Below are 24,623 nucleotides of genomic sequence, written 5' to 3'. Positions count from 1 at the left end.
GCACCCAGGGCGCCATCCGTAGTTTTTGGGAAATCATCGAGCATATGGACATAGCAACCGTAGACATCGCCGGCATTGGCGTCGGACCGTTCAACCTGGGCCTGGCCGCGCTGCTGTCGCGTCACCCGGACCTGCGCTGCGCGTTCCTTGAGCGCAAGGCGGAATTCCGTTGGCACGAGGGCCTGCTGCTGCCGGGCACCACCTTGCAGGTGCCGTTCCTCGCCGATCTGGTGACCCTGGCCGACCCGTGCCACCCGTTGAGCTACCTCAACTACCTGCACCAGCACGACCGGCTGTTCCAGTTCTACTACTACGACCACTTCCAGGTGCCCCGCCGCGAATACGATCACTATTGCCGCTGGGCCGCGCGCCAGCTGCCGGCCTGCCACTTCGGCGAGGAGGTCACCGGGGTGCGTTACGATGGCGGCAGCGAGCGCTTTGTCATCGACAGCGTATCGGTGTCGGGCCTGGAGCGGCGCTACAGCAGCCGTGACCTAGTCATCGGCGTCGGCACCCGGCCCTGGTTGCCGGCCTGGGCGCGCACCCGCAGCCAGGCGCCGGTGCTGCACTCGGCGGAGTTCGGCAAGCGCCAGGGCGAACTGGAGCAGTGCCGGCGCGTGGTGGTGGTCGGCTCCGGGCAGAGCGCGGCGGAGTGCGTGCTGGCCCTGTTCAATGCCCTGACGCCGGAGCAGGTGGAGGCGGGGGCTTCGATCCACTGGATCACCCGTTCAGGGGGCTTCCATCCCATGGAGTACTCCAAGCTTGGCCAGGAGTGCTTCACCCCGGCCTACATGAACTACTTCCACACCCTGGACCGCGACAAGCGCCGCGAGATCGTGGCCGAGCAGGGCCTGTTGTACAAGGGCATCAGCTTCTCCACCATCGGCGCGATCTACGACCTGATCTACGAGCGCTCCATTGGCGGGCGCGAACCGGGGCTGACGTTGCTGTCCAGCTGCGACGTGGAGTCGGTCGAGGACCTGGCCTCGGCGGGTTTGCGCATGACCTTCCGTCACCGCCAGCTGGACCAGCGTGCGACCCTGGAAACCGATGCGATCGTCGCGGCGACCGGCTATGCCCATGCCTGGCCGCAGTGGTTCGAGCAGCTCAAGGGCACGGTGCTGGCCACCGACGCGCACGGCGACTGCATCGTCGGCGAGGATTTCACCGCGCAGCGCTGCGATGGCGGCAGTGGCCGGGTGTTCGTGCAGAACGCGGAGATATTCCAGCATGGCGTCGGCTCGCCGGACCTGGGGCTGGGGCCGGTGCGCAATGCGGTAATCCTCAACCAGTTGCTGGGCCGGGCACAGTATCGGGTGCCGCAGCGGTCTTCGTTCCAGCGCTATGGGTTGCCGCAGGACTGAGCCATGGGGCTGCGTTGCAGCCCTTTCGCGGCACAAGGCCGCTCCTACAGGGGAACGCGTACCTCTCTGTAGGAGCGGCCTTGCGCCGCGAAAGGGGCGCAAAGCGCCCCCGGGGTGCTACAACTCCACGTCGCCCAGCGCCCGCCGGCCGGCATCCACCTCGGCAAATACCCCAAACGCCGCCGAAATCATCGCGCACAGGCGCTCGACCTGGGCGGCGCTGTAGCGATCGCTACGATAGGTGACTACCAGCCGCAGCGAGCGCTGCCCGTCGAACACATCCTCCATGATCTCGAACTGCAGGCCGAACATCGACTCGCTCTTGTCCGGGTCGATCTGCTTGTAGCGGATCGCCTGGCCCTCGGGCGTGCGCAGGGCGCCATTGAGGGCATTGTTGGCGTGGATCTGCACGTACACATCGAACATCAGACCCTCGGCGGGCGTCATGCCCAGCGCCTGCTGGATGGTCTCCATGGGCACGTCGGCATAGGCCATCGAGTCGTTGATCATCCGCGTCACATCGCCCAGCAGCTCGCCCAGCGACTGTTCCGGGGCGAACTGCACACGGTGGGCGACCATGGTGGTGAAGTAGCCGACGGTGTCGAAGAACGCCGGATCCGTACGCCCCGAGGCGGAGGTGCCGACCACCAGGTCCGACAGGTTGCCGAGCTTGTGCAGCGACAGGGCGATGGCGGTGTAGATCACGCTGAACAGCGACGATTGATGCTGCCGGGCACTGGCGCCGAGTTGCTCCAGCACGCCGGGTTCGGGGCGCAGCTCCAGCCAGCGCGCACGGGTGGTCGCCTGGTCGGCGGGCAGCAGCGTGGCGTCAGCGGGCAGGGCAAGGCCGCGGGTGGCGTTGCGCAGCAGTTCGGTCCAGTACGCCAGGTGGCGCGGGTTCGGGCCCTGGGCACTTTGGGCGAGGGCGAATTCGTGGAAGGTCCGCGCCGCCGCCGGCCATTGCGGCGCTCGATCCTGGGCTCGGGCCAGATAGGCCTCGGCCAGTTCAGCCATGATCACGTTCAGCGACCACTCGTCGATGGCCATGTGGTGGACCAGGAACGACAGCACCTGGTGGCCGCTGTGCGGGTCACGCAGCAGGCGCAGCCTCAGCGGCAGTTCGCGGGCCAGGTCGAAGCGGTGCTTAGCCTCGCTGGCAAGGCTCGCGCCGGTGCTCTCGGCGCTGTTCCAGAACCACTTGTAGCGGCCCAGTTCGGCCACCGGCACGATGCGCTGGCAGGCGCTGTCGCCTTCGCCATGGTAGGTGGTGCGCAGGCTGGCATGGCGCTCCAGCAGGTCGCTGAAAGCTTGCTGCAGCAGCGCTTCGTCCACCGGATCGTGGAAGTCCAGGGCAAAGGGCAGGTTGAAAATGGTGCCGTAGTCGAAGGCCGCGCAGGCGCGCCACAACGACGCCTGGGCCAGGGCCATCGGTGCCTGCTGAATATCCCCGGCCTGGTCGCTGGCCTGGCTGGCTTGCCCTTGACTCAGCTTGGCTCGGGTGGCCAGCGCCGACGCGCTGGGCGAGGCGAAGAAATCGCTGAAACGCAGTTCGATACCGTGCTCGCCCTGCAGGCGACCGATGATCCGGGTGGCCAGCAGCGAGTGGCCGCCCATGTCGAAGAAATCGTCGTCCAGGGTCATGCCAGGCTCCGCCAGTGCCTGGCGGAACGCATCAAGAATGCATTGCGCGATGTCAGTCGAGGGCGCCTGGGACAGCGGCTCGAGCTGCAGTGGCAGGTCGCCGGCCAGGGCGTCATATTCGGCGCGGATGCGTTCGAGCAGGACTTGGGGCGACTGGCGCAGCACCGCATGGCAGAGCAGGCCGAGCGCGGCCTGCTGTTCGCCGGCCAGCAGCAGGGTCTCGAACGGCGGTTGCGTGGTGGAATCCCAGGGCGCCGCCTGACGCGCCCGCAGCAGGGCATCCATGCCCTCGGCCGCGCTCCGCTCGATGCGCAGGCACGGGTACCAGCCGGGCTCCTGGGTCTTGTACAGGTCGCCGTCGTCGCTGAAGTGGTAGCGGCTGTTCAGGCCCGGCGTGGTCTGGACCACCACCTGTACGGCCAGGGCCAGCAACGACAGGTTGGCCTGGGGGCCAAGGCGCCAGGCACCCAGTTGCCGGTGCAACTGCTCGGGTTGCTGCTGCTGGGCGAACCAGGCGAGTTCCTCATGTTCGTCCAGGGCCTGGGGCGAGGGTGGGGTGGTGTTGCGTTCCAACATAGCTAGCTTCCTGCTGTTCGATCGTTCAAGGCCCGCGTCGGCCTTCACTGCCATCCATGGATCGCGGTGAGTGGCCGCGCAGAGGGGTTGCACCACCGGGGTGCATTGCGTGAATCCCGGGGATTCGTTATGGTGTGAAAGATGCAAATAATTATCATCTAGATTGGCGCACGTCAAAGCAAGCCGTCTGGAATGCACCACGCTCAGGGAGAGGTACCGTGGACAACGGAACGTTCGCGCTTCGTCAGCAGCTGCACCAGCTGTACCAGGATCATCACGGCTGGTTGTGCGACCTGCTGCGGCGCAAGCTCGGCAACTCGGTGGATGCGGCGGACCTGGCCCACGACATCTACCTGCACCTGATGAACAAGGGCCAGGTGCCCACGGCCGAGCAATCGCGCTGCCACCTCACGCAGATCGCCAACGGCAAGGTCATCGACCTGTACCGCCGCCGTCAGCGCGAAACCCGCTACCTCGAAGACCATGGCCTTCTGCCCGAGCCACGGGTGCCGTCGGAGGAGGCGCGGGCGCTGGTGGTCGAAGCGTTGGCTGCGATCGACAGCGCCCTGCAGCGGCACTCGCCCAAGGCGCGTCAGGCCCTGTTGCTGTGCCGACTCGACGGCATGGCCCACCGCGCCATCGCCGACGAGCTGCGGGTCTCGGTGTCCTCGGTGGAAAAGTACATCGCCGCCGGCCTGCGCACTTGCAGGCGCTACCGGCTGGGCGGCGTCTGAGGGTGCGCAGATTTTCTTGCGGGTTTGCCCGCCTCGTGCGGAATACAGGTTGAGAAGGACATGCGGGCAGGGCGCCCCTGGGACGGCCCGGCCCGCGCCTCGTGCTGAAAAGGAGCATTCATGAGTGTTGAACAAGGGGTGGCGGACCCGTCCGCCCGTGGACCGGTCGCCGCGGTGCTTGCGCCGATACGCGGCCGATTGATCGTCGCCGGGCTGCTCGCCGCCCTGGGCGCCATGCTGACCCTGGCGCCACTGGCGGCCATCGCCGAGGTTGCCCGGCTGGCCCTGGCCGGCGGGCAGGGCCTCGACCAGGCCTGGCCGGTCATCGCCGTGGGGCTGGGTTGCCTGTTCGCCGGCATGGCGCTGATCTCGCTGGGCGACCTGGTGGCGCACCTGGCCGACAATCACATCACCGGTACGCTGCGCCTGGCGATCATCCGCCGCCTGGCGCGGGTGCCGCTGGGCTGGTTCACCAGCCGCGCCTCGGGCGAGGTCAAGCAGGCCATGCAGGACGACATCGGCATTCTGCACAGCCTCACAGCGCACTTCTATACCACCCTCGGGCGCAGCGCCGGGGCGGTGCTGGCCTCGATCGTCTACCTGTTCGCCATGGACTGGCGCATGGCGATCGTGTCGATGCTGCCGTTCCCGCTGTTCTTTCTGTTCTTCGCCCGTGCCCACCAGGCCAGCGCCCGTAACATGCAGGCCTTCGGCGCCGGCATGGGGCGGATCAACCAGGCGGTGGTCGAGTTCGTCAACGGCATCCCGGTGGTCAAGGCCTTTGGTGGCCAGCGCAAGGCCCATGGCAGTTACCGCGAGGCAGTGGATGCCTTCGCCGCGGCCTTCACCGATTTCACCCGGCCGCTGGTCAGCGCGATGGCCAACGCCAACGCAATGATCGCCCCGGTGTCGGTGCTCGGCGTGGTGCTGGCGTTCGGCACGCTGTTCGTCGGCCTGGGCTGGATCACCCCGGTGCAGGTGCTGCCGTTCGCCCTGGTGGCGCCGGGCATCTGCGCGCCGCTGCTGTTGCTGGCCTACATCACCCACGACCTGAACAACGCCACCGGCGCCGCCCAGCGCGTGCAGACGCTGCTGCGCACGCCGGTGCTGGAGACCGACGGCCAGGGCGCCGGCAAGCTGCCGGCCGATGCGCGGATCGAAGTGCAGGGCCTGGGCTATCACTATGATCCGCGCAATCCGGTACTGAGCGAGGTGTCGTTCACCCTCGAGCCCGGCACGGTGACCGCAGTGGTGGGCGCCTCGGGCGCCGGCAAGTCGACCCTGGCGCGCCTGCTGCTGCGCTTCTTCGACCCCAGCGCCGGGCGCATCACCCTGGGCGGCGTCGACCTGCGCCAGATCGACAGCGCCCAGCTGTACCGACGCATCGGCTTCGTCCTGCAGGACGTGCGCCTGATCCATGCCAGCGTGCGCGAGAACATTGCCCTGGGCCGGCCTTCGGCGAGCCAGGAGCAGATCGAGGCGGCGGCGCGGATCGCCAATATCCACGAGCGCATCCTTGCCCAGCCACGTGGCTACGACGCGGTGATCGGCGAGGACGTGCAGTTCTCCGGCGGCGAACTGCAACGGCTGAGCATCGCCCGCGCCGTGCTGCTCGACCCGCCGGTGCTGGTGCTCGACGAAGCCACCGCGGCGGCCGACGCCGAGAACGAAGTCAAGCTGCAACAGGCGCTGTCGCGCTTCGCCCAGGGCCGCACGCTGCTGGTGATCGCCCACCGCCTGGACACGGTGATGCACGCCGACCAGATCCTGGTGCTGGACCAGGGCACGGTCGCCGAGCGCGGCAATCACGACGAACTGCTGGCCCGGCGCGGCCTGTACGCCCGCTTGTGGGCTGCCGGGGGTTATGCGAAGTCGCGGGTGACCGCGCAGGTGGAGGAACACTGATCATGCTGGGGATTTTCGTTCGACTGCTCGGCGCCGACGCCGTGTTCCTGCGCCGTTACCTGCGCCTGGCACTGGTGTATGGCGTGCTCTGCGGGCTGACCATCGTCACCCTGGTGCCGATCCTGCGCCACCTGCTGGGCAACCAGCTGGAAGCCGCCGGACAGTGGCTGGCGCTGTTGGCCCTGGGCGTGGTGGTGTGCTGGTACCTGCGCCGGCGGGTGGAGAAGGCCGGTATCGCCGTCGGCATCGCGGTGCTGCGCGGTGGCCGCCAGCGCCTGGGCGAGCATGTCGGCACGCTGCCGGTGGGCTGGTTCAGCGCCGCCAACACCGCGCGCCTGAGCCACGTCACCACCCAGGGCATGATGGAAATCGCCCAGTTGCCGGCCCATGTGTTCACGCCGCTGTTCACCGGGGTGGTGACGCCGCTGGTGATCCTCGTCGCGCTGTTGCTGGTCGACCTGCGCCTGGGCCTGGTGGCCCTGGTCAGCCTGCCGCTGCTGGCCCTGGTGATGCTGGCGACCATGCGTTTGGGCCAGCGTGCCGACCAGCGCTACCAGCGCGACACCGCGCAGACCAGCCAGCGCATGGTCGAGTTCGCCCAGGCGCAGTCGGTGCTGCGCGCCTTCAATGGCGAGCAGGGCGGCACGCGCTTCCTGGAGCGGGCCGTGGCCCAGCAACAGCAGGCGGCACGCAAACTGATCCAGCTTTCGGCGCTGTCATCGGTGCTCAATGTCTGGGCGGTGCAGGCCAGCTTCGCCGCCTTGCTGGTGACCGCCACGCTGTGGCTCGGCGAGCAGGCCGGTGCCGCCTTCGACAGCGCGACGGTGATCGCCACCCTGGTCGCGCTGGTACTGGCGACCCGCTTCATCGACCCGTTGCTGGATGTGGCCGGCTACAGCGAGGTGCTGCGCGGCACCCGTGGCCAGTTGCAGGCGCTGGCCGAACTGCTGGCCGTCGAGCCGCTGCCCGAGCCCGCAGCACCGCAGGCACCGGTCGACGGGTCGGTGCAGCTGGAGCAGGTCGGTTTCCGCTACGGCGATGATCAACCTGAAGTGCTGCGCGAGATCAGCCTGGATATCGCGCCCGGCAGCATGACCGCGCTGGTCGGTGCGTCGGGGTCGGGCAAGACCACCCTGGTGCGCCTGATCGCCCGGTTCTTCGATGTCACCCAGGGCCGGGTCAAGGTCGGCGGGGTGGATGTGCGGCAGATGTCCGCCGAGCAGCTGGCCGGGCAGATCAGCCAGATCTTCCAGGACGCCTACCTGTTCCAGGGCAGCATCGCCGACAATATCCGCCTCGGCAAACCCGATGCCAGCGAGGCCGAGCTGCTCGAGGCGGCGCGGCTGGCCGGGGTGCAGGAGATCCTCGAACGCCTGCCCGAAGGCTTGCACACGCCGGTGGGCGAGGGCGGTGCGCGGCTGTCCGGCGGCGAACGCCAGCGTATCTCGATTGCCCGGGCGCTGATCAAGGACGCGCCGATCCTGCTGATCGACGAGGCCACCGCAGCGCTGGACGCCGAGAACCAGGCGGCCATCGCCGAGGCGCTGGCACGGCTGCGCGGCAAGCGCACGCTGATCGTCATCGCCCACCAGCTGTCGACGGTGGCCATGGCCGACCAGATCGTGGTGCTCGACCAAGGGCGCATCCGCGAGCAGGGTGCCCATGCCCAGTTGGCTGCCGAAGGTGGGCTGTACGCGCACTTCCTCGAGCAGCGCCGGGCCGCCAAGGGCTGGCGTATCGGCGAGTCGGCAGGTGATGGAGTGACCGCTTGAGTCGGGTGCTGCTGCCAACGCTGTTGTTACTGCTGTGTGGCGTTTCATTGATGGTCGGGGCCAGCCAGATATCCTGGTCGGCCTTGTGGTCGGCCAGCGACGATGCCTGGCTGACCCTCACCGCCAGCCGCCTGCCACGCCTGGCGGCGCTGGTGCTGACCGGTGTCGGCCTGTCGATCTGCGGGGTGATCCTGCAGCAGATCGTGCGCAACCGCTTCGTCGAGCCGGCCACCTGCGGCGGACTCGACGCGGCCAAGCTGGGCATCCTGGTGGCCCTGACCGTGCTGCCCGGAGCCGGGGCCAGCGGACGCATGCTGTTCGCCCTGGTGTTCTGCCTGCTGGCAAGCCTGGTGTATGTGGCGATCATCCGCCGCATCCGCTTTACCAACCTGGTGCTGGTGCCGGTGATCGGCCTGATGTACGGCAGCCTGCTCAGCGCCATCGCCGAATTCTACGCCTACCGCCACAACATCCTGCAGAGCATGCAGGGCTGGCTGCTGGGCGACTTCTCGCGGGTGATCGAGGGCAACTACGAGATCATCTACCTGATCCTGCCGATCGTCGTGCTCACCTACCTGTACGCCCAGCGCTTCACCGTGCTTGGCATGGGCGAGGGCATGGCCACCAGCCTCGGGCTCAACTACGCGGCCACCGCCATCCTCGGCCTGGTGCTGGTGGCGGTGACCGTGTCGGCCACGGTGATCACCGTGGGCGCGATCCCCTTCGTCGGCCTGGTGGTGCCGAACCTGGTGGCGCTGCGCTACGGCGAGAACCTCAAGCGTACGCTGCCGATCGTCGCCATGTGCGGTGCGGCGCTGCTGCTGGCCTGCGACATCCTCGGCCGGCTGCTGATCCATCCCTATGAGGTGCCCATTGGCCTGACCGCCGGCAGTGTCGGCGGCGTGCTGTTCCTGTTGCTGATCCTGTGGAAGTGCAAATGATGCGCCGCGCCGCCTGGTTGTTGCTGCCGGCCCTGGCGCTGGCGTTCCTGTTGCTGGGCTCGGGCCTGGACTTCAGCTACGTGATCCCCAAGCGCCTGGTGCGCCTGGGCGCGATCGTCGTGGCCGGGGTGTGCATCGCCTTGTCCTCGGTGATCTTCCAGACCCTGGCCGGCAACCGCGTGCTGACCCCGGCGATCATGGGTTACGAAGGCATCTACCTGCTGTTCCAGGCACTGCTGGTGCTGTGGCTGGGCACCGCCAGCGTGGCGCTGCTGGGCGCCCAGGGCAACGCGCTGCTGTCGATCGCGCTGATGCTCGGCTACTCATGGCTGCTGCAGCGCTGGCTGCTGCGCGAGGGGCGGGGTGATGTCTACCGCCTGCTACTGCTGGGCCTGGTACTGACCATGGTGCTGGGCACCTTCACCCAGTTCATCCAGCTCAAGACCAGCCCGGGGGAGTTCTCCATCCTGCAGAGCCTGGGCTACACCAGTTTCAACCGCGCCCAGCCGACCCAGGTGCTGTACTCGGGCCTGCTGGTCGCGGCGGTGGCAGTGCTGGTGGCGCGCGGCACGCGGGTGCTCGACGTGCTGGCGCTGGGGCGCGACCAGGCCATCGCCCTGGGCCTGGACCATGGCCGCTGCCTGCGCCTGCAGATGGCGCTGATCGCCGTGCTGGTGGCGGTGTCCACCAGCCTGGTGGGGCCGACCGCGTTCATGGGTGTGTTCGTCGCCAACATCGCCTACGCCCTGGCGCGCAGCGCCCGGCACCAGGTCACCCTGCCACTGGCCTGCGCCGTGGCCATCGGCATGTTCCTGCTCGCCCAGTTGCTGGTCGAGCACCTGTTCAACTACCGGACCAGCGTCAGCATCCTCGTCAACCTGGTGTGCGGCGCGTACTTCCTCGCGCTGATGGTCCGAACCCGAGGCACCCCATGATCACCCTCGAACACCTGCACAAGGCCTACGGCGAGAAGACAGTGCTCGACGACGTGAGCCTGGCGTTTCCCGCAGGCCAGGTCACCTCGCTGATCGGCCCCAACGGCGCCGGCAAGAGCACGCTGCTGATGTGCATCGCCCGGCTGCTGCCAGCCAATCGCGGGCGGATCCTGCTCGACGGCCAGGACATCGGCCGCATCGCCATCGCCGACTACGCCCGCCGCGTGGCTACCCTGCGCCAGGTGCTGGACTTCAACCTGCGCCTGACCGTCGAGGAACTGGTCGCCTTCGGCCGCTTCCCCTACAGCCGCGGCCTGCTGACCGCCGACGACCAGCAGGTGATCGACGAGTCGCTGGATTTCCTGGGGCTGCAGCCTCTGCGCGGGGCTTACCTCGACGAGCTCAGCGGCGGCCAGCGGCAAATGGCCTTCCTGGCCATGACCATCGCCCAGCGCACCGACCTGCTGCTGCTCGACGAGCCGCTGAACAACCTCGACATGAAGCACGCGGTGCAGATCATGCAGGCGATCCGCAGGCTCTGCGACGAGCAGGGGCGCACGGTGATCCTGGTGGTGCACGACATCAACTTCGCCGCCAACTATTCCGACCACATCGTCGCCATGAAGGGCGGCGCCGTGCACAGCCACGGGCCGGTCGCCGAGGTGGTCACCCAGTCCAACCTGCGTGCGCTGTTCGGCCTGGCCTTCGAGATCCTGCCCAGCGCGCACGGTTTCGTCTGCAACTACTTCAACCCATCACTATCGAGAGAGCTGGTATGAACGGAATCTGCAAGATACTGCTGGCCGCCGCCGTGGCGGCCGCGTTGCCCGGCTGCGACCAGGCCCCGCCGGCACAGGCACGCGCTGCCAGCGCCGACTACGCCCCGGTGAAGGTCGAGCACGCCCTGGGCACCACGCTGGTCGAACAGCAGCCGCAGCGCGTGGTGGCCTTCGACATGAGCGAGCTGGACACCCTCGACCAGCTCGGCGCGCCGGTGGTCGGCATCGCCAAGGACTATGTGGCGGGCTTCCTGGCCAAGTACCGTGACGACCCCAAGGTGGCCGATGTTGGCACCACCATCCAGCCCAACCTCGAGCGCCTGCATGCGCTCAAGCCCGACCTGATCCTGATCTCGCCGCTACAGGCGCAGAGCTACCAGGAGCTGAGCCAGATCGCCCCGACGGTGCACTACGACATCGACATGGACAACCGCCAGGGCAACGTCATCGACACCGCCAAGCAGCACCTGCTGACCGTCGGACGGATCCTCGGCAAGGAAGACCAGGCCCGGGAAGCCGCCGCGCGCATCGACGCCAAGGTGGCCCAGGTGCGCCAGGTGACCGACGGGCGCCCGGAGAAGGCGCTGGTGGTGCTGCACAACAACGGCGCGTTCACCGCCTATGGCGTGCGCTCGCGCTACGGTTTCATCTTCGACACCCTCGGGGTCAAGCCGGCTAGTGACGACATGCAGGCCGGCCTGCACGGGCAGCCGATCTCCAACGAGTTCATTCACCAAGCCGACCCGGACATCCTCTACGTGATCGACCGCACTGCGGTGATGGAGCGCCGGGCCGCGCTGGACCGCGAGACCCTGGACAACCCGCTGCTGCGCCAGACCAAGGCGTGGAAGAACGGCCATGTGGTGTTCGTCGACCCGCAGACCTGGTACCTGTGCACGGCCAGCGTGACCTGCCTGGAGCGGGTGGCGGACGAGGTGGTGAAGGGGTATCAGGGCTGAGCCTGCTATTTGCCCCCCTGTAGGAGCGGCCTTGTGCCGCGAAAGGGCCGCAAAGCGGCCCCGACGATCTTTGCGGCAACGCTGAAATCCTGGGGCTGCTACGCAGCCCTTTCCGGCCGGTCCGACGCCTCGGCAAGGCCGCTCCTACACCGATAGTGGCCAAATGACTGTAATTTCTGTTGAGGGATTCGCCGACTCGTACGGAATGACTAATGAGAAACATTACCATTGCGTCCCGAAAGGAATCCCTCATGTCTCCACTGCAACATCCCTTGGCCCCGAACCTGCCCCGCAGGGTCTTGCGCATGGCCGTGCTGCTGGGCATGGCCGCCATCGCCGGCAACGCCTTCGCGCAACCGCCACGCCCGACTTCCTCGGCGCAGCAACAGACCCCCGATGTGAAGGAAGAGGGCCTGACCCTGCCGGAAACCCTGGTACAGGATACCCGCGACTCCCTGGGCGCTCCGCCGCCGGAATATGCCGGTGGCCAGGTCGGCTCGGGCAGCCGGCTCGGACTGATGGGTAACAAGGACTTCAACGAAACGCCGTTCAACGCCATCAGCTACACCAAGGAATACATCGAGAACCGCCAGGCCCAGGACATCGGCTCGGTGATCGGCGCCACCGATCCTTCGGTCTATGTGCCGAGCAAGCGCGGCATCTTCGAGACCTTCTTCATCCGTGGCCTCTACAGCACAGGCAACGACATCACCTTCAACGGCTTGCCGAGCATGGCGCCGAACATGCGCGGCTCCACCGAGCTTGCCGAGCGCATCGAAGTGCTCAAGGGCCCGTCGGCGCTGCTCAACGGCATGCCGCCTGACGGCAGCGTCGGCGGCAGCATCAACATCGTGCCCAAGCGTGCCGGCGACGAGCCCCTGGCCCGGCTGACCGCCTCCTATGAGTCCGATGGCCTGGCCGGCATGCATGCCGATATCGGCCGCCGCTTTGGCGACCAGAAGCAGTTCGGCGTGCGCTTCAACGGCGTCTACCGCGACGGCGACACGCCGGTGGACGACCAGCAGCACCGCATGCAGCTGTCGTCGCTGGCTCTGGACTGGCGCGGCGAGCGGGCGAGGGCGTCGCTGGACTACTACCACCAGCGCGAGCGCATGGACGGGGTCAACTATTTCGGCATCTCTTCGATCAGCCCCGGAGTGACCCACCTGCCCAAGGCCAAGAAGGGCGATCACTCGCTGGCTCCGGAGTGGGGCTACACCGTCAACGACACAGACACCGTGGTGCTGCGCGGCGAGTACGACCTCAACGACTCGCTCACCGCATTCGCCGGCTGGGGCCATCGGGAAGGGGGCTACAACGCGCTGATGACCAGCGGCGTATTGCTCAATGATGCCGGCGACATCGACGCCACACCGATCCGCTCGGCCCGCGACGGCGAGCAGAAGTCCGGCGAAGTCGGCCTGCGCGGGCGTTTCGCCACCGGGCCCGTGGATCACGCCTGGTCGCTGGCGGCCACCCGCTACGACTCCGAGAACAGCTTCAAGGACAAGCGCCTGTCGTCGACCATCCGCACCAACTACTACAACCTGGACTACGGCCCGCGCCCGGAGATCGGCGAGTACGGCAACGTTACCTCGCGCATGCGCGCCCGGCTGAGCAGCGAAGCCTTGCTCGACACCCTGTCGTTCCTCGATGACAAGGTGCAATGGACCGTGGGTGCACGCCACCAGAACGTGCGCGCGTCGAACTACAACGGCAACCACCAGCGCACCTCCAAGCCCTACGATGAAAGCCGGGTATCGCCGGCCACCGCCTTGCTGGTCAAGGTCACCGACGAGCTGTCGCTGTACGGCAACTACATCGAAGGCCTGAGCCAGGGCGGCATCGCCCCGGACAACGCGCTCAACGCGGGCGCGATCATGGCGCCGTACCAGACCAAGCAGTACGAACTGGGCGCCAAGCTCGACCTGGGCACATTCGCGCACACGGTCAGTGTCTACCAGGTGAAGAAACCCAGCGCCTACACCGACCCGGTCACGCGGGTCTACGGCGTGTACGGCGAACAGCGCAACCGTGGCCTGGAATGGTCGTTCTTCGGTGAGCTCGAGCCGGGCCTGCGCCTGCTGGGCGGTGCGTCCTACACCAAGGCCGAGCTGACGAAATCGATCCGCAAGGAGAACGAAGGCAACCAGGCCACCGGCGTGCCCAAGGTGCTGGCCAAGCTCGGCGTCGAGTACGACCTGCGTGAGCTTCCCGGCCTGACCCTGACCGGCAACGCCAACTATGCCGGCCGGCGCTACGCCACCGATGCCAATAACCTGTCGCTGCCGTCCTACACGATCTTCGACCTGGGCGCCCGCTACAGCCTGAAGATCTCGGACAAGCCGGTGACCTTCCGCGCCACCGTGCAGAACGTGGCCAACAAGGCCTACTGGATCGGTTCGTGGAACGGCGGCGATGGTAGTGGCCTGTCCGGCGGGCTGGGCACGCCGCGGTCGTTGTTGTTCTCTACCTCGGTGGACTTCTAGCCAAACCAGCGCTGGCTGCGTGGGAGGGACGGTGCGCCGATGCGAGTTGCCCCGCGATCACCGCGTAGCCGGTGCCAAGTTATCCAAGCCCTGGACGCAGGATGACCATTCGCTGTTTTTGCATCAAACTGCTCAACGGTCTAGCAAAACAGAGCACCGGTGAAGGTACTCATGAGCGAGCCGTCAGTTTCAGCCCGACTACTGAGGAGATCCGAGCATGGCAACTATTGTCAAAGCCTGCTCTATCTTGGCTCATCAGAAAGAACAAATACGGTTGACATTGGAAGCGCTGGCGGATGTTGACACTGACTGTGTGATTGACCATCAGGCCGTTGAGGCCTGGGTCGATAGCCTCGGCACGGATGCACCATTACCAGCGCCGTATGCTTTCGCGTAACCGCTCATGCAGGGTATGAAGCTGCCAAGCGTTATCAGTATCAGCGTGGGAGCGGGCTTGGCCCGCGATCACCGGCACAGCCGGTGCCAGATTCACACCGCGTCCGGATATGCCTCACGCAGGCTTTCCCCCAACCAACCCATGAACCACAACGCATCGGCACTCGGCGGCTGCGCTGGCGTCAGCAACTGGTAGCTTTCCAGCGCCACGGCTTGTTCCACGCAGCGCACCAGGCTGCCTTCGCTCAGCTCACGCCCCACCAGTACCTCGGTGGCCAGGGCAATGCCGTGACCGCGCTGGGCCAGGTTCAGCACGATATCGTTGCTGATATGCGAAGTGTCGGCCTTGACCCGCACCCTCAGGCCATTGGCGGCGAACCAGCTGTTCCACCAGGTGCCGTCATCGACATGGATCAGCCTGCAGGCGGGCAAGTCCGCAGCGCTCAGCCCCACAGGCAACTGCGCGAGATAGCTCGGCGCGCAGACGGCGAACACCTTCGGACGGATCAACACCTCACGTACCCCGCTCAGCTCACCCGGCAGACCGAAGGCGATGCCCAGGTCCGCCTGGCGCGCATCCACGCTGGTAAAGGTGGCGTTAGGCTCGATGGCGATCCTCAGGTCCGGGCGCAGGCTGCGCAGGGCGTCGATGCGCGGTGTCAGCCAGCGCGAGGCGAACGCCGGCACGCAGAGGATCCGCAGCCAGCGCTCGTCTCCCCGTTGTGCCAGGCGCGCACCGGCATCGGCGAGGATCTGCAGTGCTTCGGCTGCGGCCTTGTAGTAATGGGCGCCGGGCAGGGTGAGGCTCACGCCGCGGGGGGAGCGTTCGAGCAGGCGCACGCCCAACCAGGCCTCGAGGTTCTTTACATGCCGACCGATCGCCGGCTGGGTCACGTGCAACGCCTGGGAGGCCGCGACATAGCTACCCAGGCGGGCGGCGGCCTCGAAAGCACGCACGGCGTTGAGCGGAGGCAGGCGGTCTTCGGCCATGGGCACGCTCCTGGCTGTTAGTTTTTTTAATAGTGAAGGCAAATTTATTGTGCTTTTCCCGCCCGTTCAAGTTACCGACACTCGGGGCGGCGTATTTCCGCGCTTTACGAGGAGCCCTCCGATGCGGCCAACAACAATAAAGAAGTCGTTCAACGGTCTTTCCATCCTGGCCCTGGCGCTCGCCGCCCTGGCTGGTGCGGCGCAGGCGGCCGACAACAAGGGGGCCTGCGGCGTGCCAGGGCTTGAACCCTGCCCGCAGCCCTTCGACAAGGTACTGCCGGCTGCCAGGGATATGCTCACCTGGGACCAGGCCACCCGGGTCGTGGGTTTTCGCAACACTTACCGCCTCTACGGCGGCGATGTCTTCGCCCCGAACGGCGCCACACCATTTCCCTTGTCGCAGGCCAGCCACGTGCTGACCGACGTGCAGTATCAGTTGGGCGGCAAGACGCACAACCTGGCGCAGTACCTGGCCAACCAGAGCGTGACCGGCCTGCTGGTGCTCAAGGACGGCAAGATCGCCTACGAATACTACGGCAAGGGCAACACGCCACAGACCTTGTGGACGTCCCGCTCGGTGGCCAAGTCGGTGGTCAGCGTGCTGGTCGGCATCGCCGTCAAGGAGGGCAAGATCCAGTCGCTAGACGACAGAATCAGCCACTACGTTCCGGAACTGGAGGGTTCCGAATGGCAGGACGTGACCTTGCACCAGCTGTTGCAACACACCTCAGGCGTAATCTGGGACGAGAACTACGCCTCCAAGGATTCGGACTTTTCGCACATGACCCAGTGTGAGGCCACCGCTGATCCCTATCACTGCGTGCTCGAACTGGTAAGGTCGGTCAAGCGCAAGCCCGGGGTCAAGCCGGGTGAAGTCTGGTCGTACAACACCGGTGGCGCCTGGCTGGTCGGTCGGGTGCTGGAGAATGCCACCGGCATGACCATCGCCGAGTATCTGCAAAGTCGGGTGTGGAGCCGCTATGGCATGCAACAGGCCGGCGTCTGGCACGCCCTGGTGCCGGGCAAGGTGGACATGGGCGGCCACGGTTTCAATGCCACGCTGCGCGACTGGGGGCGCTTCGGCCAGTTTGTGCAGAGCGGCGGCCAGCTGCCGAATGGCGAAAAGCTGCTCCCGGACGACTGGATCGCACGTTCGACCCACTGGACCCAAGCCAAGGGATCGGTGACGGCCGCAGCGCCCAACGGCCAGTACGGCTACCAGTGGTGGTACAACGCCCCGGCCGCGGACAGCGATGCCGAGCCCAAGCGCACCGCCAACAGCGACAAGACCTTTTGGGCGCTGGGTATCTTCGGCCAGAGCATCGCCATCAACCCGGCGGAGCATCTGGTGGTGGTGCAGTGGTCGACCTGGAAGAACGCCGAGAGCCCCGGCTCGCTGTATGACGAGCAGGCGGTGTTCGTCAACGCAGTGGCCAAGGCGCTGAGCCAGTAGCACCGGGCGAGGGCAGGGCGCCGGCAAGCGCCTGCCCAGTCACACGCGAAACCGCGACACGCTCGCCTGCATGCCCTGGGCGATTTCGCCCAGGCGCTGCGCCGCCGAGGCCAGCTGCCGCGTGGTGTCGGTACTGTCCCTGGACATGCGGGCGATCAGCTCGACCTGCTGCGCGACATCCTGGCTGGCCCGGGTCTGCTCGCCGATGGTCTGCGAGATCTCCTCGACCACCGAGGCGGCGCGCCGCGCCCCTTCACGAATCTGCTGGATTGACGCGCCGGCCTGGGTAGCCAGCTCCACCCCGGCGCGTACCCGGGTGACGCCAGTCTGCATGCTGTCCACGGCATTGCCGGTGCTGTGGCGGATGCGTTCGATCATGTCGGCGATTTCCCGGGTCGACTGCGCCGTGCGCCCGGCCAGGCCGCGCACCTCGTCGGCCACCACCGCGAAGCCGCGCCCGGCGTCGCCGGCGCGGGCCGCCTCGATGGCCGCGTTGAGGGCCAGCAGGTTGGTCTGCTCGGCGATGGTGTTGATCACCTGGATGATCGAATAGATCTCCTCGGAGCTTTGCCCCAGCACGGTGATGGTCTCGGAGGAGCGGTTGACCGCCTCGTCGATCCCCTGCATGCCGCCGACCACGCTGAGGATGACCTCGCCGCCGTCGCTGGCCAGGCGCTCGGACTGACCGGAGATGGATTGCGCATCCCGGGCGTGCTCGGCGATCTGCGCCAGGTTGGCGATCATCTGCTCGGTGGCCGAAGCCATGCTCACGGCGCTGTCGGACTGCTGGCTGGTACGTTCCACCAGGCTGCTGGAGGCCTGGCCCAGTTCGTCGGCCACCTCGCGCAGCAGCAGGTTCTCTTCGTGGATCGCCTTGATCATGTTGCCCAGGCTGTCGCGCATGTCGGCCAGCGAGCGCAGCAGGTGCCCGGTCTCGTCGCGGTCATGGACCTGGATCTGAGTAGTCAGGTCTCCCTGGGCGATGCGTTCGGCCACCGCCATGGTCTGGCTCAGGGGACGCAGGATCGAGCGCAGCAACAGGAAAGTGCACAGCGCCAGGACCAGGGTGGCCAGGATCATCCCGCCCACCAGCACGGCGATGCCTTGGTGCAGGGTGGCGGTGCTCTGCTCGCGGCTCTTGTCGGCGTTGCCGGCGATCAGGTCGCTGAGGGTGCTGTTGCGCTGCTCCAGCTCCTTGAACGCCGCGACGAAGGCCGGCAACTGCGTCTGGGCCTGCTCGGGGGATTTCAATGCCAGCTGGATGATCGAGGTGGCGCTGGCGATGTAGTGGTCGAGGAGGGGGCCCAGCTCGCTGATAGCCTGGTGCAGGTCGCTATCAAGAGGCAGTTCGAGGTTGCTTTGCATGACACTGCGGAACCACTTGGCGTGCTCGTCGAGGTCGGCCAGCACCTGGTTGGCAGTGTCCGTGTCGCCCGGCTTGACCAGCAGGGAGGCCAGCACGTCGGCGCGCAGCGCGTCGTGCATCATGTCGCCTTCCATGTGATTGCGCAGGGCGGCCATGCTGTCCTCGCTGCGCTTGAGTGCCTGGTTCTGGTCATGCTCGGCGAGCAGGCCGCTGCCGCCGAGCAACAGCGCGGCGAGGATGCTGACCAGACCGAACCCGATGGTTTTCTGGCGAATGTCCATTTCGAACAGGCTCCGTGGGGTGGGTCTGCTGAGCATAGATGGCTGGCCGGACGATGCACGGGGCATTGCGGTCGGGGAGCGGGCATGATTAACATAACAATGGTTATCTTAACTTTTGTCACTCCCAGCAAGCGTGAGGAAGCTCCATGCAAACAAGAATTACAGCGCTCACAGGCACCCGCTACCCGATCGTCCAGGGCGGCATGCAGTGGGTCGGGCGCGCCGAACTGGCCAGCGCGGTCTCCAATGCCGGCGGCCTGGGCATCCTGACTGCGCTGACCCAGCCGACCCCCGACGCCCTGGCGGCGGAGATCGCCCGCTGCCGGACCCTGACCGGGCAGCCGTTCGGCGTGAACCTGACGATCCTGCCGACAACCACGCCGCCGCCCTATGCGGACTACGCGACGGCGATCATCGAAAGCGGCGTCAAGGTCGTCGAGACCGCCGGCCGCAGCCCTGCGGAGTTGGTCGAACGGTTCAAGTCGGCGGGCATCCGCATCATCCACAAGTGCACCTCGGTGCGCCACGCGCTGTCCGCCGAGCGGGCCGGGGTCGACGCGGTCAGCATCGACGGCTTCGAGGCCGCCGGCCACCCGGGCGAGGATGACGTGCCGGGCCTGGTGCTGATCCCGGCGGCGGCGGCGGCCCTGCGTATCCCCATCCTGGCCTCGGGCGGCATCGCCAACGGCGCCGGCATGGCCGCGGCGCTGATGCTGGGCGCCGAAGGCATCAACATGGGCACGCGCTTCATGCTCACCCGCGAGGCGCCTATCCACCCGACGATCAAGGCGGCCATCGCCGCCGGCAGCGAGCGCGACACCCGGCTGATCTTCCGCTCCCTGCGTAACACCGGGCGGGTGTTCAGCAATGCCATCTCCAGGGAGGTGGTGGAGATCGAGGGCCAGCCAGGCACTCAGTTCGAGGATATCCGCCCACTGGTGGCCGGTGCGCGGGGCCGCGCCGCACTGGAAAGCGGCGAGGTGGACGGCGGGATCCTCTGGGCGGGCCAGGCGATCGGCCTGATCGACGATATTCCCAGCTGCGCCGAACTGCTCGAGCGGATCGTCGCGGACTGTCGCCAGGCGATCCGCCGGGGCGCAGGCCTGGTCGGGGAGGGCAACTGATGTACCACAACATCCGTTACCAACTGGGCGAAGACGGCATCCTGCTGCTGACCCTGGCCCGGCCCGAGCGGCTCAACGCCTTTACCGTCGAGATGTGCGACGAACTGGTCGATGCCTATGGCCGTGCCAGCCGGGACGATGCGGTCAGGGCCATCGTGGTGACCGGGGAGGGACGCAGCTTTTGCGCCGGCATGGACCTGGCGGTGGAGGGGAATGTCTTCGGCCTGGACGAGAGCCAGGCGCCAACCCTCGAGGACCTGCGCGAGCGCGGGCACCTGCCGCATATTCTGCGCGGCGTGCGGGATACCGCCGGGCGCGTGGCGCAGGCAATGTTGGCTTGTCTCAAGCCGATCGTTGCCGCGATCAATGGTCCGGCGATCGGTGTGGGCTCGACCATGCTGCTGCCCATGGATGTGCGCCTGGCCTGCGTCCAGGCCCGGTTCGGTTTTGTGTTCGGCAAGCTGGGGGTTACCCCGGAGGGCTGCTCCACCTGGTTCCTGCCGCGCATCGTCGGCCTGCCACAGGCGCTGGAGTGGTTGTACCGGGCCGAGATCTTCGACGCCGAGGAGGCCCTCGACAAAGGGCTGGTCCGTGAACTGCTGCCGGCCGAGACCCTGGTGGAACAGGCGCGGGCATTCGCCCTGTCCCTGGTGGCCGGGCGCTCGGCGGTGTCGATCGCGCTGATTCGGCAGATGCTTTACCGCAACAGTGCCCTGGACGATCCAATGGCCGCCAACGACATCGAGTCACTGGCGATGTTCCACACCAGCCAGGCCGATGGCAAGGAAGGTGTACGGGCCTTTCTGGAAAAGCGCGAGCCGGACTTTACCGGGCGGGCGTCACGGTTGCCGGCGTTCTATCCCTGGCACTAGGCGTAGGCCACCATCAGTGTCAGCGCCTTGCAGGCCGTTTCGGTCTCCGCCTGCAGGCGCTCCAGGTCACCATGGGCGCACCAGGCCACCAACAGGCCGTCGAACAGCAGGATGAGCATGCGGCTGGCGGCCTTCAAGGCGTCGCTGTCGAGGCGCTCGCCGACCACCTGGGCGAGCGCCTGCTCGGTGGCCTCGACACCCACGCCGTAGATCCGCGTGGCCATCTGCGGCTGGTTGCGGATGGTCCAGAAGAACAATTCCGATTGCGCCCGGGCCAGGTCCGGGTTACCGGTGATCCAGGCCACCACCTGGCGCAGCATGCCGGCGACGGTCTGCGCCGGGTCGCTGTCGGACGGCACCAGGTCCAGCGACTGTTGAGGCAGCTGGAACAGCGAGTCATAGACCGCATAGAACAATTCGTCCTTGGTCTTGAACACATAGTGCAGCGAGGCGAGCGGATACCCGGCGGCCGCCGCGATACGCCGCGTGGTGGCGTTGGCCGCGCCATGTTCGGCGATCACCTTGACCGCCGCCTTGACGAATTCCTGCCTGCGCAATTCTGCGCCCAGTCTGGCCATGAACCTTCTCCTTGCTGTCATCACGCGGCGAATACTAGCGCAGGTGCCACCGCAACGTCAGGGGGCTGGCAGGACGGCCGGAAGCAAATAGGTAACAGTCGTTTCGTAAATTCACAATATTGGTGCGCGCCCTGGCACAAGCTGGTGCGAGCGTGTCGCCAGGTATCACGTATCAATTGTTATAAAATATGTAAGGGGATGATATACAAAGTAAATATTCCTCAAGGTTAGGTTGGCATGTGGCTTGCTCTGGTCGTCTGACTTGGTCAGTTGACCAAGTTCTTCGAACCGTGACCGACGCTGCCCGATCCACCTGGTGTGGCCAGGCGGTGGCGAACGGTCAGAGCCCATGAGGACCTTGCAATGAAACACGTGTTTGCGCGCCCCGATGCCAGCCGCCCGGCGGTTGGCGAAGTCAGGCAGTGGTTGACGGCACTGGCCGCATCGCTGGCCTTGTGTTCGGCCCAGGCGGCGCAGCAGGACGCCGCGCAACTCGGCACCACGTTGACGCCGCTGGGTGGGGAGGTTGCCGCCAGCGCGGATGGCGCGATCCCGGCCTGGACGCCGCCGGGTCGGCAGGACGCGGGCTGGAGCTATGGCGAGGTACGTGGCCAGCGCTGGAAGTTCAAGGATGACAAGCCGCTGTACAGCATCAGCGCGGCCAATGTCGCCCAGTATGCGAGCAAGCTCTCGCCCGGCCAGCTGGCACTGTTCAAGAAGATCCCGGGCTACCGGATGGATGTCTACCCGACCCGGCGCAGTTGTGGCGTGCCGGACTTCGTCGCCGCCAACACCCGCAGCAACGTCGGTTTCGCCCAGCTCGACGGCGATGGCCTGGCCCTGCAGGAGGCCCATGTCCCCGGTATTCCGTTCCCCATGCCCAAGAGCGGTGCCGAGGTCATGTGGAACATGAAGATGCGCTATCGCGGCGTGGGCTTCGATATGGCCAAGACCATCTCCGGTATCTCGCCGCGCAAGGGCGGCGGCGAATGGCTGCGCACCTCCACCGACTGGTTCGCCTACACCCCCTGGGGCGCGAAGGGCAGTGCGCTGTTCTCGTCCTTCGACCACCTGGAGATGGCCACCTACTTCTCCTACAACGAGCCCGCCGCCCTGGCCGGACAGGCCGGCGTGGTCACCACCAAGGCCGGCGAGCAGGCCACCACCTTCTACTACTTCCCCGGTCAGCGCCGAGTACGGCGCATGCCCTCGTATTCCTACGACGCACCGCAGATCGGCCTGGACAACCAGTACACCATCGACGAATCGAACGTGTTCTTCGGCCCCATGGACCGCTTCGACTGGAAGCTGGTCGGCAAGCAAGAGCTGCTGGTGCCCTACAACGCCTTCGGCGCCTACGACGGCTCGGCGCGGATCGAGGATGTCGCCAAGCAGGACTTCATCGCCCCCGAGTCCCGCCGCTACGAGCTGCACCGGGTCTGGGTGGTCGAGGCCAACGTGCGCCAGGGCATGCGTCACCAGGCGCCCAAGCGGGTGTTCTACATCGACGAGGACAGCTGGAACGGCCTGATGGCGGTGGACTACGACAAGCAGGGGCAGATCTGGAAGGTCCGCGAGGGCTTCACCATCCCCGTGTACGAAACCGGCGCCTGCGATATGGAGGCCCAGGTCCAGTACAACCTGGTCGATGGCCGCTACCTCTACGACATGACTTCCATAGGGGTTGGCAAAAAAGACCACCGCTGGCTCGCCGATGACGCCGGTAACCCGCGCCTGAAGCGTGATTTCTATACCTCCGACAACCTGCGAGCCATCAGCGAACGTTGACCCACCTCCGACCACGAGCGCCGACATGAAAAGAACAATCACAAAAGTTTCTGGCCTTGCTGTTGCGTGCATGACCCCTCTGGCAATGGGCTTCACCTTCGAAACCGAGTCGATCCGCGGCTCGTTCGACTCGACCATTTCCTATGGCCTGGGCCTGCGTACCGAGTCCCAGGGCTGCAACCTGATCAACCAGGGCACCGGTGGCCACCATCCGCCCGCCGGCTGCCTGGCGCAGACCTCAGGCATCGGTGACCAGGGCGATCTCAATTACGACAAGGGCGACCTGTTCACCCACTACCTCAAGGGCACCCACGAGCTGCTGCTGAAACTGCCCGAGGATTTCACCTTCATGGCCCGCGGCAGCTGGATCCGCGACTTCGCCGCCAGCGACACCAGCGGCGCGCTGTCCTTCAATACCCCGTCCGAGGTGGGCAACGACGGTCTGACCCGCTCGGCTCGTGACGACCTGGATTTCCGCGCCCGCCTGCTCGACCTGTGGGTGAGCAAGGGCTTCGACGTGGGCGACCAGCGGGTGCGGGCGCGCCTGGGCAACCAGGTCATCAACTGGGGCGAGAGCCTGTTCGTGCAGGGCGGCATCAACAACACCAACGCCTACGACCTCCAGGCCCTGGCCCGCCCCGGCGTGCAGCTCAAGGAAGCGGTGCTGCCGGCGCCCATGCTCAGCCTCGCCTCGGGCCTGGGCAGCGGCTTCAACATCGAGGCCTACTACCAGTTCGCCTGGAACAAGAGCGAGATCCCGCCCGTGGGCAGCTACTGGTCCACCAGCTCAGCCTTGGGCAGCGGCATGAAGACCTACGGCTTCGACGACAAGGATGCCCGCGACAGCGGTCAATGGGGTGTGTCGCTGCGCTGGCAGCCGCAGGACACCGACCTCAACCTCGGCCTCTACGTGATGCGCTACCACGACAAGCTGCCTTCACTGACCACGCGGCTGCTCGATCCGGACACTTTTGCCGTGGCGCAGCAATGGGAATACCCCGAAGACCGCATGCTCTACGGCATCAGCGCCAACCTGCCGATCGGCGACTGGGCGGTGGGCACCGAGCTGTCCTACCGTCCGCGGGACGCGGTGCCGCTCAACCCGGTGCTCGACTTGTGCGGCAACAACCGCGGCAAATGCTGGAAGGACGAGAAGAAGTTCCAGTGGCACCTCACCGGGCTGTACAGCATGACGCCGTCCAACTCGCCCGGGCTGCTCGAGCTCACCGGGGCCAGCACCGGGAGCCTGCTGACCGAGTTGGTGGTCATCAAGTACCCGGGGCTGCACGACAGCTATGACGGCGAGGTCATCGCCGCCGGGGCCAACACCTGGCAGCTGGACCCGGCGAGCGCGCCCAGGGCGCGGGGCGACAAGACCTCCTCGGGAATCAACCTGGACTTCAGCCTGACCTACGACGGCACCCTGCTGCCGGGCTGGCAGGTCACCCCGGGGATCTTCTACTCCCGCTCTCTGGGCGGGCGTACGCCGAACCTGGCGGCGACCTTCACCGAGGACGCCAGCAGCATGAACCTGTACCTGAATTTCGTGCGCAACCCGGCCAGCTGGCAGATCTCGGTCAACTACGCGAAGTTCATGGGCGGCGACACGCCCTATGACCAGTTGCTGCGTGACCGCGACTACGTCGGTTTCGTGCTGTCGCGCACCCTGTGAGGCATGCC

The 24,623-nt window shown here is 66.6% G+C and carries 18 protein-coding genes and 1 pseudogene; 15 read left to right on the top strand and 4 right to left on the bottom strand.

The annotated features are described in order from the left end of the window. Window positions 1-44: 44 nt before the first annotated feature. A complete protein-coding gene (basC, locus tag V0R62_RS02475; protein WP_330102582.1) occupies window positions 45-1,364 on the top strand; it encodes a putative histamine N-monooxygenase in 1,320 nt (439 codons plus the stop codon). 117 nt (window positions 1,365-1,481) lie between these two features. Here the strand turns inward: basC and V0R62_RS02470 are convergent, their stop codons facing one another. Further along, window positions 1,482-3,581, bottom strand: coding sequence for a condensation domain-containing protein (locus V0R62_RS02470; RefSeq protein ID WP_330102581.1), 2,100 nt, complete (start codon window positions 3,579-3,581; stop codon window positions 1,482-1,484). Window positions 3,582-3,799: 218 nt separating this feature from the next. Between V0R62_RS02470 and V0R62_RS02465 the strand changes: the two genes are divergently transcribed. From V0R62_RS02465 to V0R62_RS02425, 9 genes and pseudogenes are all read left to right on the top strand, one after another. Then, window positions 3,800-4,315 carry a sigma-70 family RNA polymerase sigma factor gene (locus tag V0R62_RS02465; protein WP_330102580.1) on the top strand — a complete coding sequence of 172 codons (516 nt, stop codon included), beginning with the start codon at window positions 3,800-3,802 and terminating at the stop codon, window positions 4,313-4,315. Window positions 4,316-4,435: 120 nt separating this feature from the next. Further along, window positions 4,436-6,220, top strand: coding sequence for an ABC transporter ATP-binding protein (locus V0R62_RS02460; protein ID WP_330102579.1), 1,785 nt, complete (start codon window positions 4,436-4,438; stop codon window positions 6,218-6,220). A 2-nt stretch (window positions 6,221-6,222) separates the two neighbouring features. Next, a complete protein-coding gene (locus tag V0R62_RS02455; RefSeq protein ID WP_330102578.1) occupies window positions 6,223-7,992 on the top strand; it encodes an ABC transporter ATP-binding protein in 1,770 nt (589 codons plus the stop codon). Beyond that, the gene (locus V0R62_RS02450) at window positions 7,989-8,933 is read left to right on the top strand and encodes an ABC transporter permease (RefSeq protein ID WP_408005617.1); all 945 of its coding nucleotides are present in this window, start codon (window positions 7,989-7,991) and stop codon (window positions 8,931-8,933) included. The genes V0R62_RS02455 and V0R62_RS02450 overlap by 4 nt, the downstream gene beginning before the upstream one ends. Next, window positions 8,933-9,868, top strand: coding sequence for an iron chelate uptake ABC transporter family permease subunit (locus V0R62_RS02445; RefSeq protein WP_330102619.1), 936 nt, complete (start codon window positions 8,933-8,935; stop codon window positions 9,866-9,868). The genes V0R62_RS02450 and V0R62_RS02445 overlap by 1 nt, the downstream gene beginning before the upstream one ends. Further along, entirely contained in the window at window positions 9,865-10,647 is a 783-nt protein-coding gene (locus V0R62_RS02440) for an iron ABC transporter ATP-binding protein (RefSeq protein WP_330102577.1), read from the top strand. Before V0R62_RS02445 ends, V0R62_RS02440 begins: the two co-directional genes overlap by 4 nt. Beyond that, window positions 10,644-11,606 (top strand): siderophore ABC transporter substrate-binding protein, encoded by a 963-nt coding sequence (locus tag V0R62_RS02435; protein ID WP_330102576.1) that lies wholly within the window; start codon window positions 10,644-10,646, stop codon window positions 11,604-11,606. The genes V0R62_RS02440 and V0R62_RS02435 overlap by 4 nt, the downstream gene beginning before the upstream one ends. A gap of 251 nt (window positions 11,607-11,857) precedes the next feature. Next, window positions 11,858-14,095, top strand: coding sequence for a TonB-dependent receptor (locus V0R62_RS02430; RefSeq protein WP_330102575.1), 2,238 nt, complete (start codon window positions 11,858-11,860; stop codon window positions 14,093-14,095). Window positions 14,096-14,351: 256 nt separating this feature from the next. Beyond that, a pseudogene (locus tag V0R62_RS02425) lies at window positions 14,352-14,492 on the top strand (CopG family transcriptional regulator); the annotation flags it as partial. A 92-nt stretch (window positions 14,493-14,584) separates the two neighbouring features. On the opposite strand, the gene V0R62_RS02420 reads toward V0R62_RS02425, so the two are convergent. Next, entirely contained in the window at window positions 14,585-15,481 is an 897-nt protein-coding gene (locus tag V0R62_RS02420) for a LysR substrate-binding domain-containing protein (RefSeq protein WP_330102573.1), read from the bottom strand. A 121-nt stretch (window positions 15,482-15,602) separates the two neighbouring features. Here V0R62_RS02420 and V0R62_RS02415 point away from each other — a divergent pair, with 121 nt between their 5' ends. Then, window positions 15,603-16,934, top strand: coding sequence for a serine hydrolase domain-containing protein (locus V0R62_RS02415; protein ID WP_330102572.1), 1,332 nt, complete (start codon window positions 15,603-15,605; stop codon window positions 16,932-16,934). A gap of 39 nt (window positions 16,935-16,973) precedes the next feature. On the opposite strand, the gene V0R62_RS02410 is transcribed toward V0R62_RS02415, so the two are convergent. Beyond that, window positions 16,974-18,581, bottom strand: coding sequence for a methyl-accepting chemotaxis protein (locus V0R62_RS02410; RefSeq protein WP_330102571.1), 1,608 nt, complete (start codon window positions 18,579-18,581; stop codon window positions 16,974-16,976). Window positions 18,582-18,727: 146 nt separating this feature from the next. Between V0R62_RS02410 and V0R62_RS02405 the strand changes: the two genes are divergently transcribed. Together V0R62_RS02405 and V0R62_RS02400 are read left to right on the top strand one after the other, a co-directional pair. Next, window positions 18,728-19,705, top strand: a complete 978-nt coding sequence (locus V0R62_RS02405; RefSeq protein ID WP_186713324.1) for an NAD(P)H-dependent flavin oxidoreductase — start codon at window positions 18,728-18,730, stop codon at window positions 19,703-19,705. After that, window positions 19,705-20,577 carry a crotonase/enoyl-CoA hydratase family protein gene (locus V0R62_RS02400; RefSeq protein ID WP_330102570.1) on the top strand — a complete coding sequence of 291 codons (873 nt, stop codon included), beginning with the start codon at window positions 19,705-19,707 and terminating at the stop codon, window positions 20,575-20,577. Before V0R62_RS02405 ends, V0R62_RS02400 begins: the two co-directional genes overlap by 1 nt. Here V0R62_RS02400 and V0R62_RS02395 read toward each other — a convergent pair. Further along, window positions 20,574-21,155, bottom strand: coding sequence for a TetR/AcrR family transcriptional regulator (locus V0R62_RS02395; RefSeq protein ID WP_330102569.1), 582 nt, complete (start codon window positions 21,153-21,155; stop codon window positions 20,574-20,576). The genes V0R62_RS02400 and V0R62_RS02395 overlap by 4 nt on opposite strands. Before the next feature lie 363 nt (window positions 21,156-21,518). Between V0R62_RS02395 and V0R62_RS02390 the strand changes: the two genes are divergently transcribed. Then, on the top strand, window positions 21,519-22,943 hold the full coding sequence (locus tag V0R62_RS02390; RefSeq protein ID WP_330102568.1) for a DUF1329 domain-containing protein: 1,425 nt from the start codon (window positions 21,519-21,521) through the stop codon (window positions 22,941-22,943). A gap of 25 nt (window positions 22,944-22,968) precedes the next feature. Next, window positions 22,969-24,615: a DUF1302 domain-containing protein gene (locus tag V0R62_RS02385; RefSeq protein WP_330102567.1), complete on the top strand. Its 1,647-nt coding sequence runs from the start codon at window positions 22,969-22,971 to the stop codon at window positions 24,613-24,615. Window positions 24,616-24,623: the final 8 nt, after the last annotated feature.

The sequence above is a fragment of the Pseudomonas carassii genome (assembly GCF_036324045.1).
Classification (GTDB): Bacteria; Pseudomonadota; Gammaproteobacteria; order Pseudomonadales; family Pseudomonadaceae; genus Aquipseudomonas; species Aquipseudomonas peradeniyensis.
The sequence above is the reverse complement of the archived record's forward strand: the minus strand, read 5'-3'. Positions and strand labels throughout refer to the sequence as shown.

Coding starts and splice junctions, on each gene's coding strand:
- basC (WP_330102582.1), top strand. CDS start 45: ATGGACATAGCAACCGTAGACATCGCCGGCATTGGCGTCGGACCGTTC.
- V0R62_RS02470 (WP_330102581.1), bottom strand. CDS start 3,581: ATGTTGGAACGCAACACCACCCCACCCTCGCCCCAGGCCCTGGACGAA.
- V0R62_RS02460 (WP_330102579.1), top strand. CDS start 4,436: ATGAGTGTTGAACAAGGGGTGGCGGACCCGTCCGCCCGTGGACCGGTC.
- V0R62_RS02455 (WP_330102578.1), top strand. CDS start 6,223: ATGCTGGGGATTTTCGTTCGACTGCTCGGCGCCGACGCCGTGTTCCTG.
- V0R62_RS02445 (WP_330102619.1), top strand. CDS start 8,933: ATGCGCCGCGCCGCCTGGTTGTTGCTGCCGGCCCTGGCGCTGGCGTTC.
- V0R62_RS02440 (WP_330102577.1), top strand. CDS start 9,865: ATGATCACCCTCGAACACCTGCACAAGGCCTACGGCGAGAAGACAGTG.
- V0R62_RS02435 (WP_330102576.1), top strand. CDS start 10,644: ATGAACGGAATCTGCAAGATACTGCTGGCCGCCGCCGTGGCGGCCGCG.
- V0R62_RS02430 (WP_330102575.1), top strand. CDS start 11,858: ATGTCTCCACTGCAACATCCCTTGGCCCCGAACCTGCCCCGCAGGGTC.
- V0R62_RS02420 (WP_330102573.1), bottom strand. CDS start 15,481: ATGGCCGAAGACCGCCTGCCTCCGCTCAACGCCGTGCGTGCTTTCGAG.
- V0R62_RS02415 (WP_330102572.1), top strand. CDS start 15,603: ATGCGGCCAACAACAATAAAGAAGTCGTTCAACGGTCTTTCCATCCTG.
- V0R62_RS02410 (WP_330102571.1), bottom strand. CDS start 18,581: ATGGACATTCGCCAGAAAACCATCGGGTTCGGTCTGGTCAGCATCCTC.
- V0R62_RS02405 (WP_186713324.1), top strand. CDS start 18,728: ATGCAAACAAGAATTACAGCGCTCACAGGCACCCGCTACCCGATCGTC.
- V0R62_RS02400 (WP_330102570.1), top strand. CDS start 19,705: ATGTACCACAACATCCGTTACCAACTGGGCGAAGACGGCATCCTGCTG.
- V0R62_RS02395 (WP_330102569.1), bottom strand. CDS start 21,155: ATGGCCAGACTGGGCGCAGAATTGCGCAGGCAGGAATTCGTCAAGGCG.
- V0R62_RS02390 (WP_330102568.1), top strand. CDS start 21,519: ATGAAACACGTGTTTGCGCGCCCCGATGCCAGCCGCCCGGCGGTTGGC.
- V0R62_RS02385 (WP_330102567.1), top strand. CDS start 22,969: ATGAAAAGAACAATCACAAAAGTTTCTGGCCTTGCTGTTGCGTGCATG.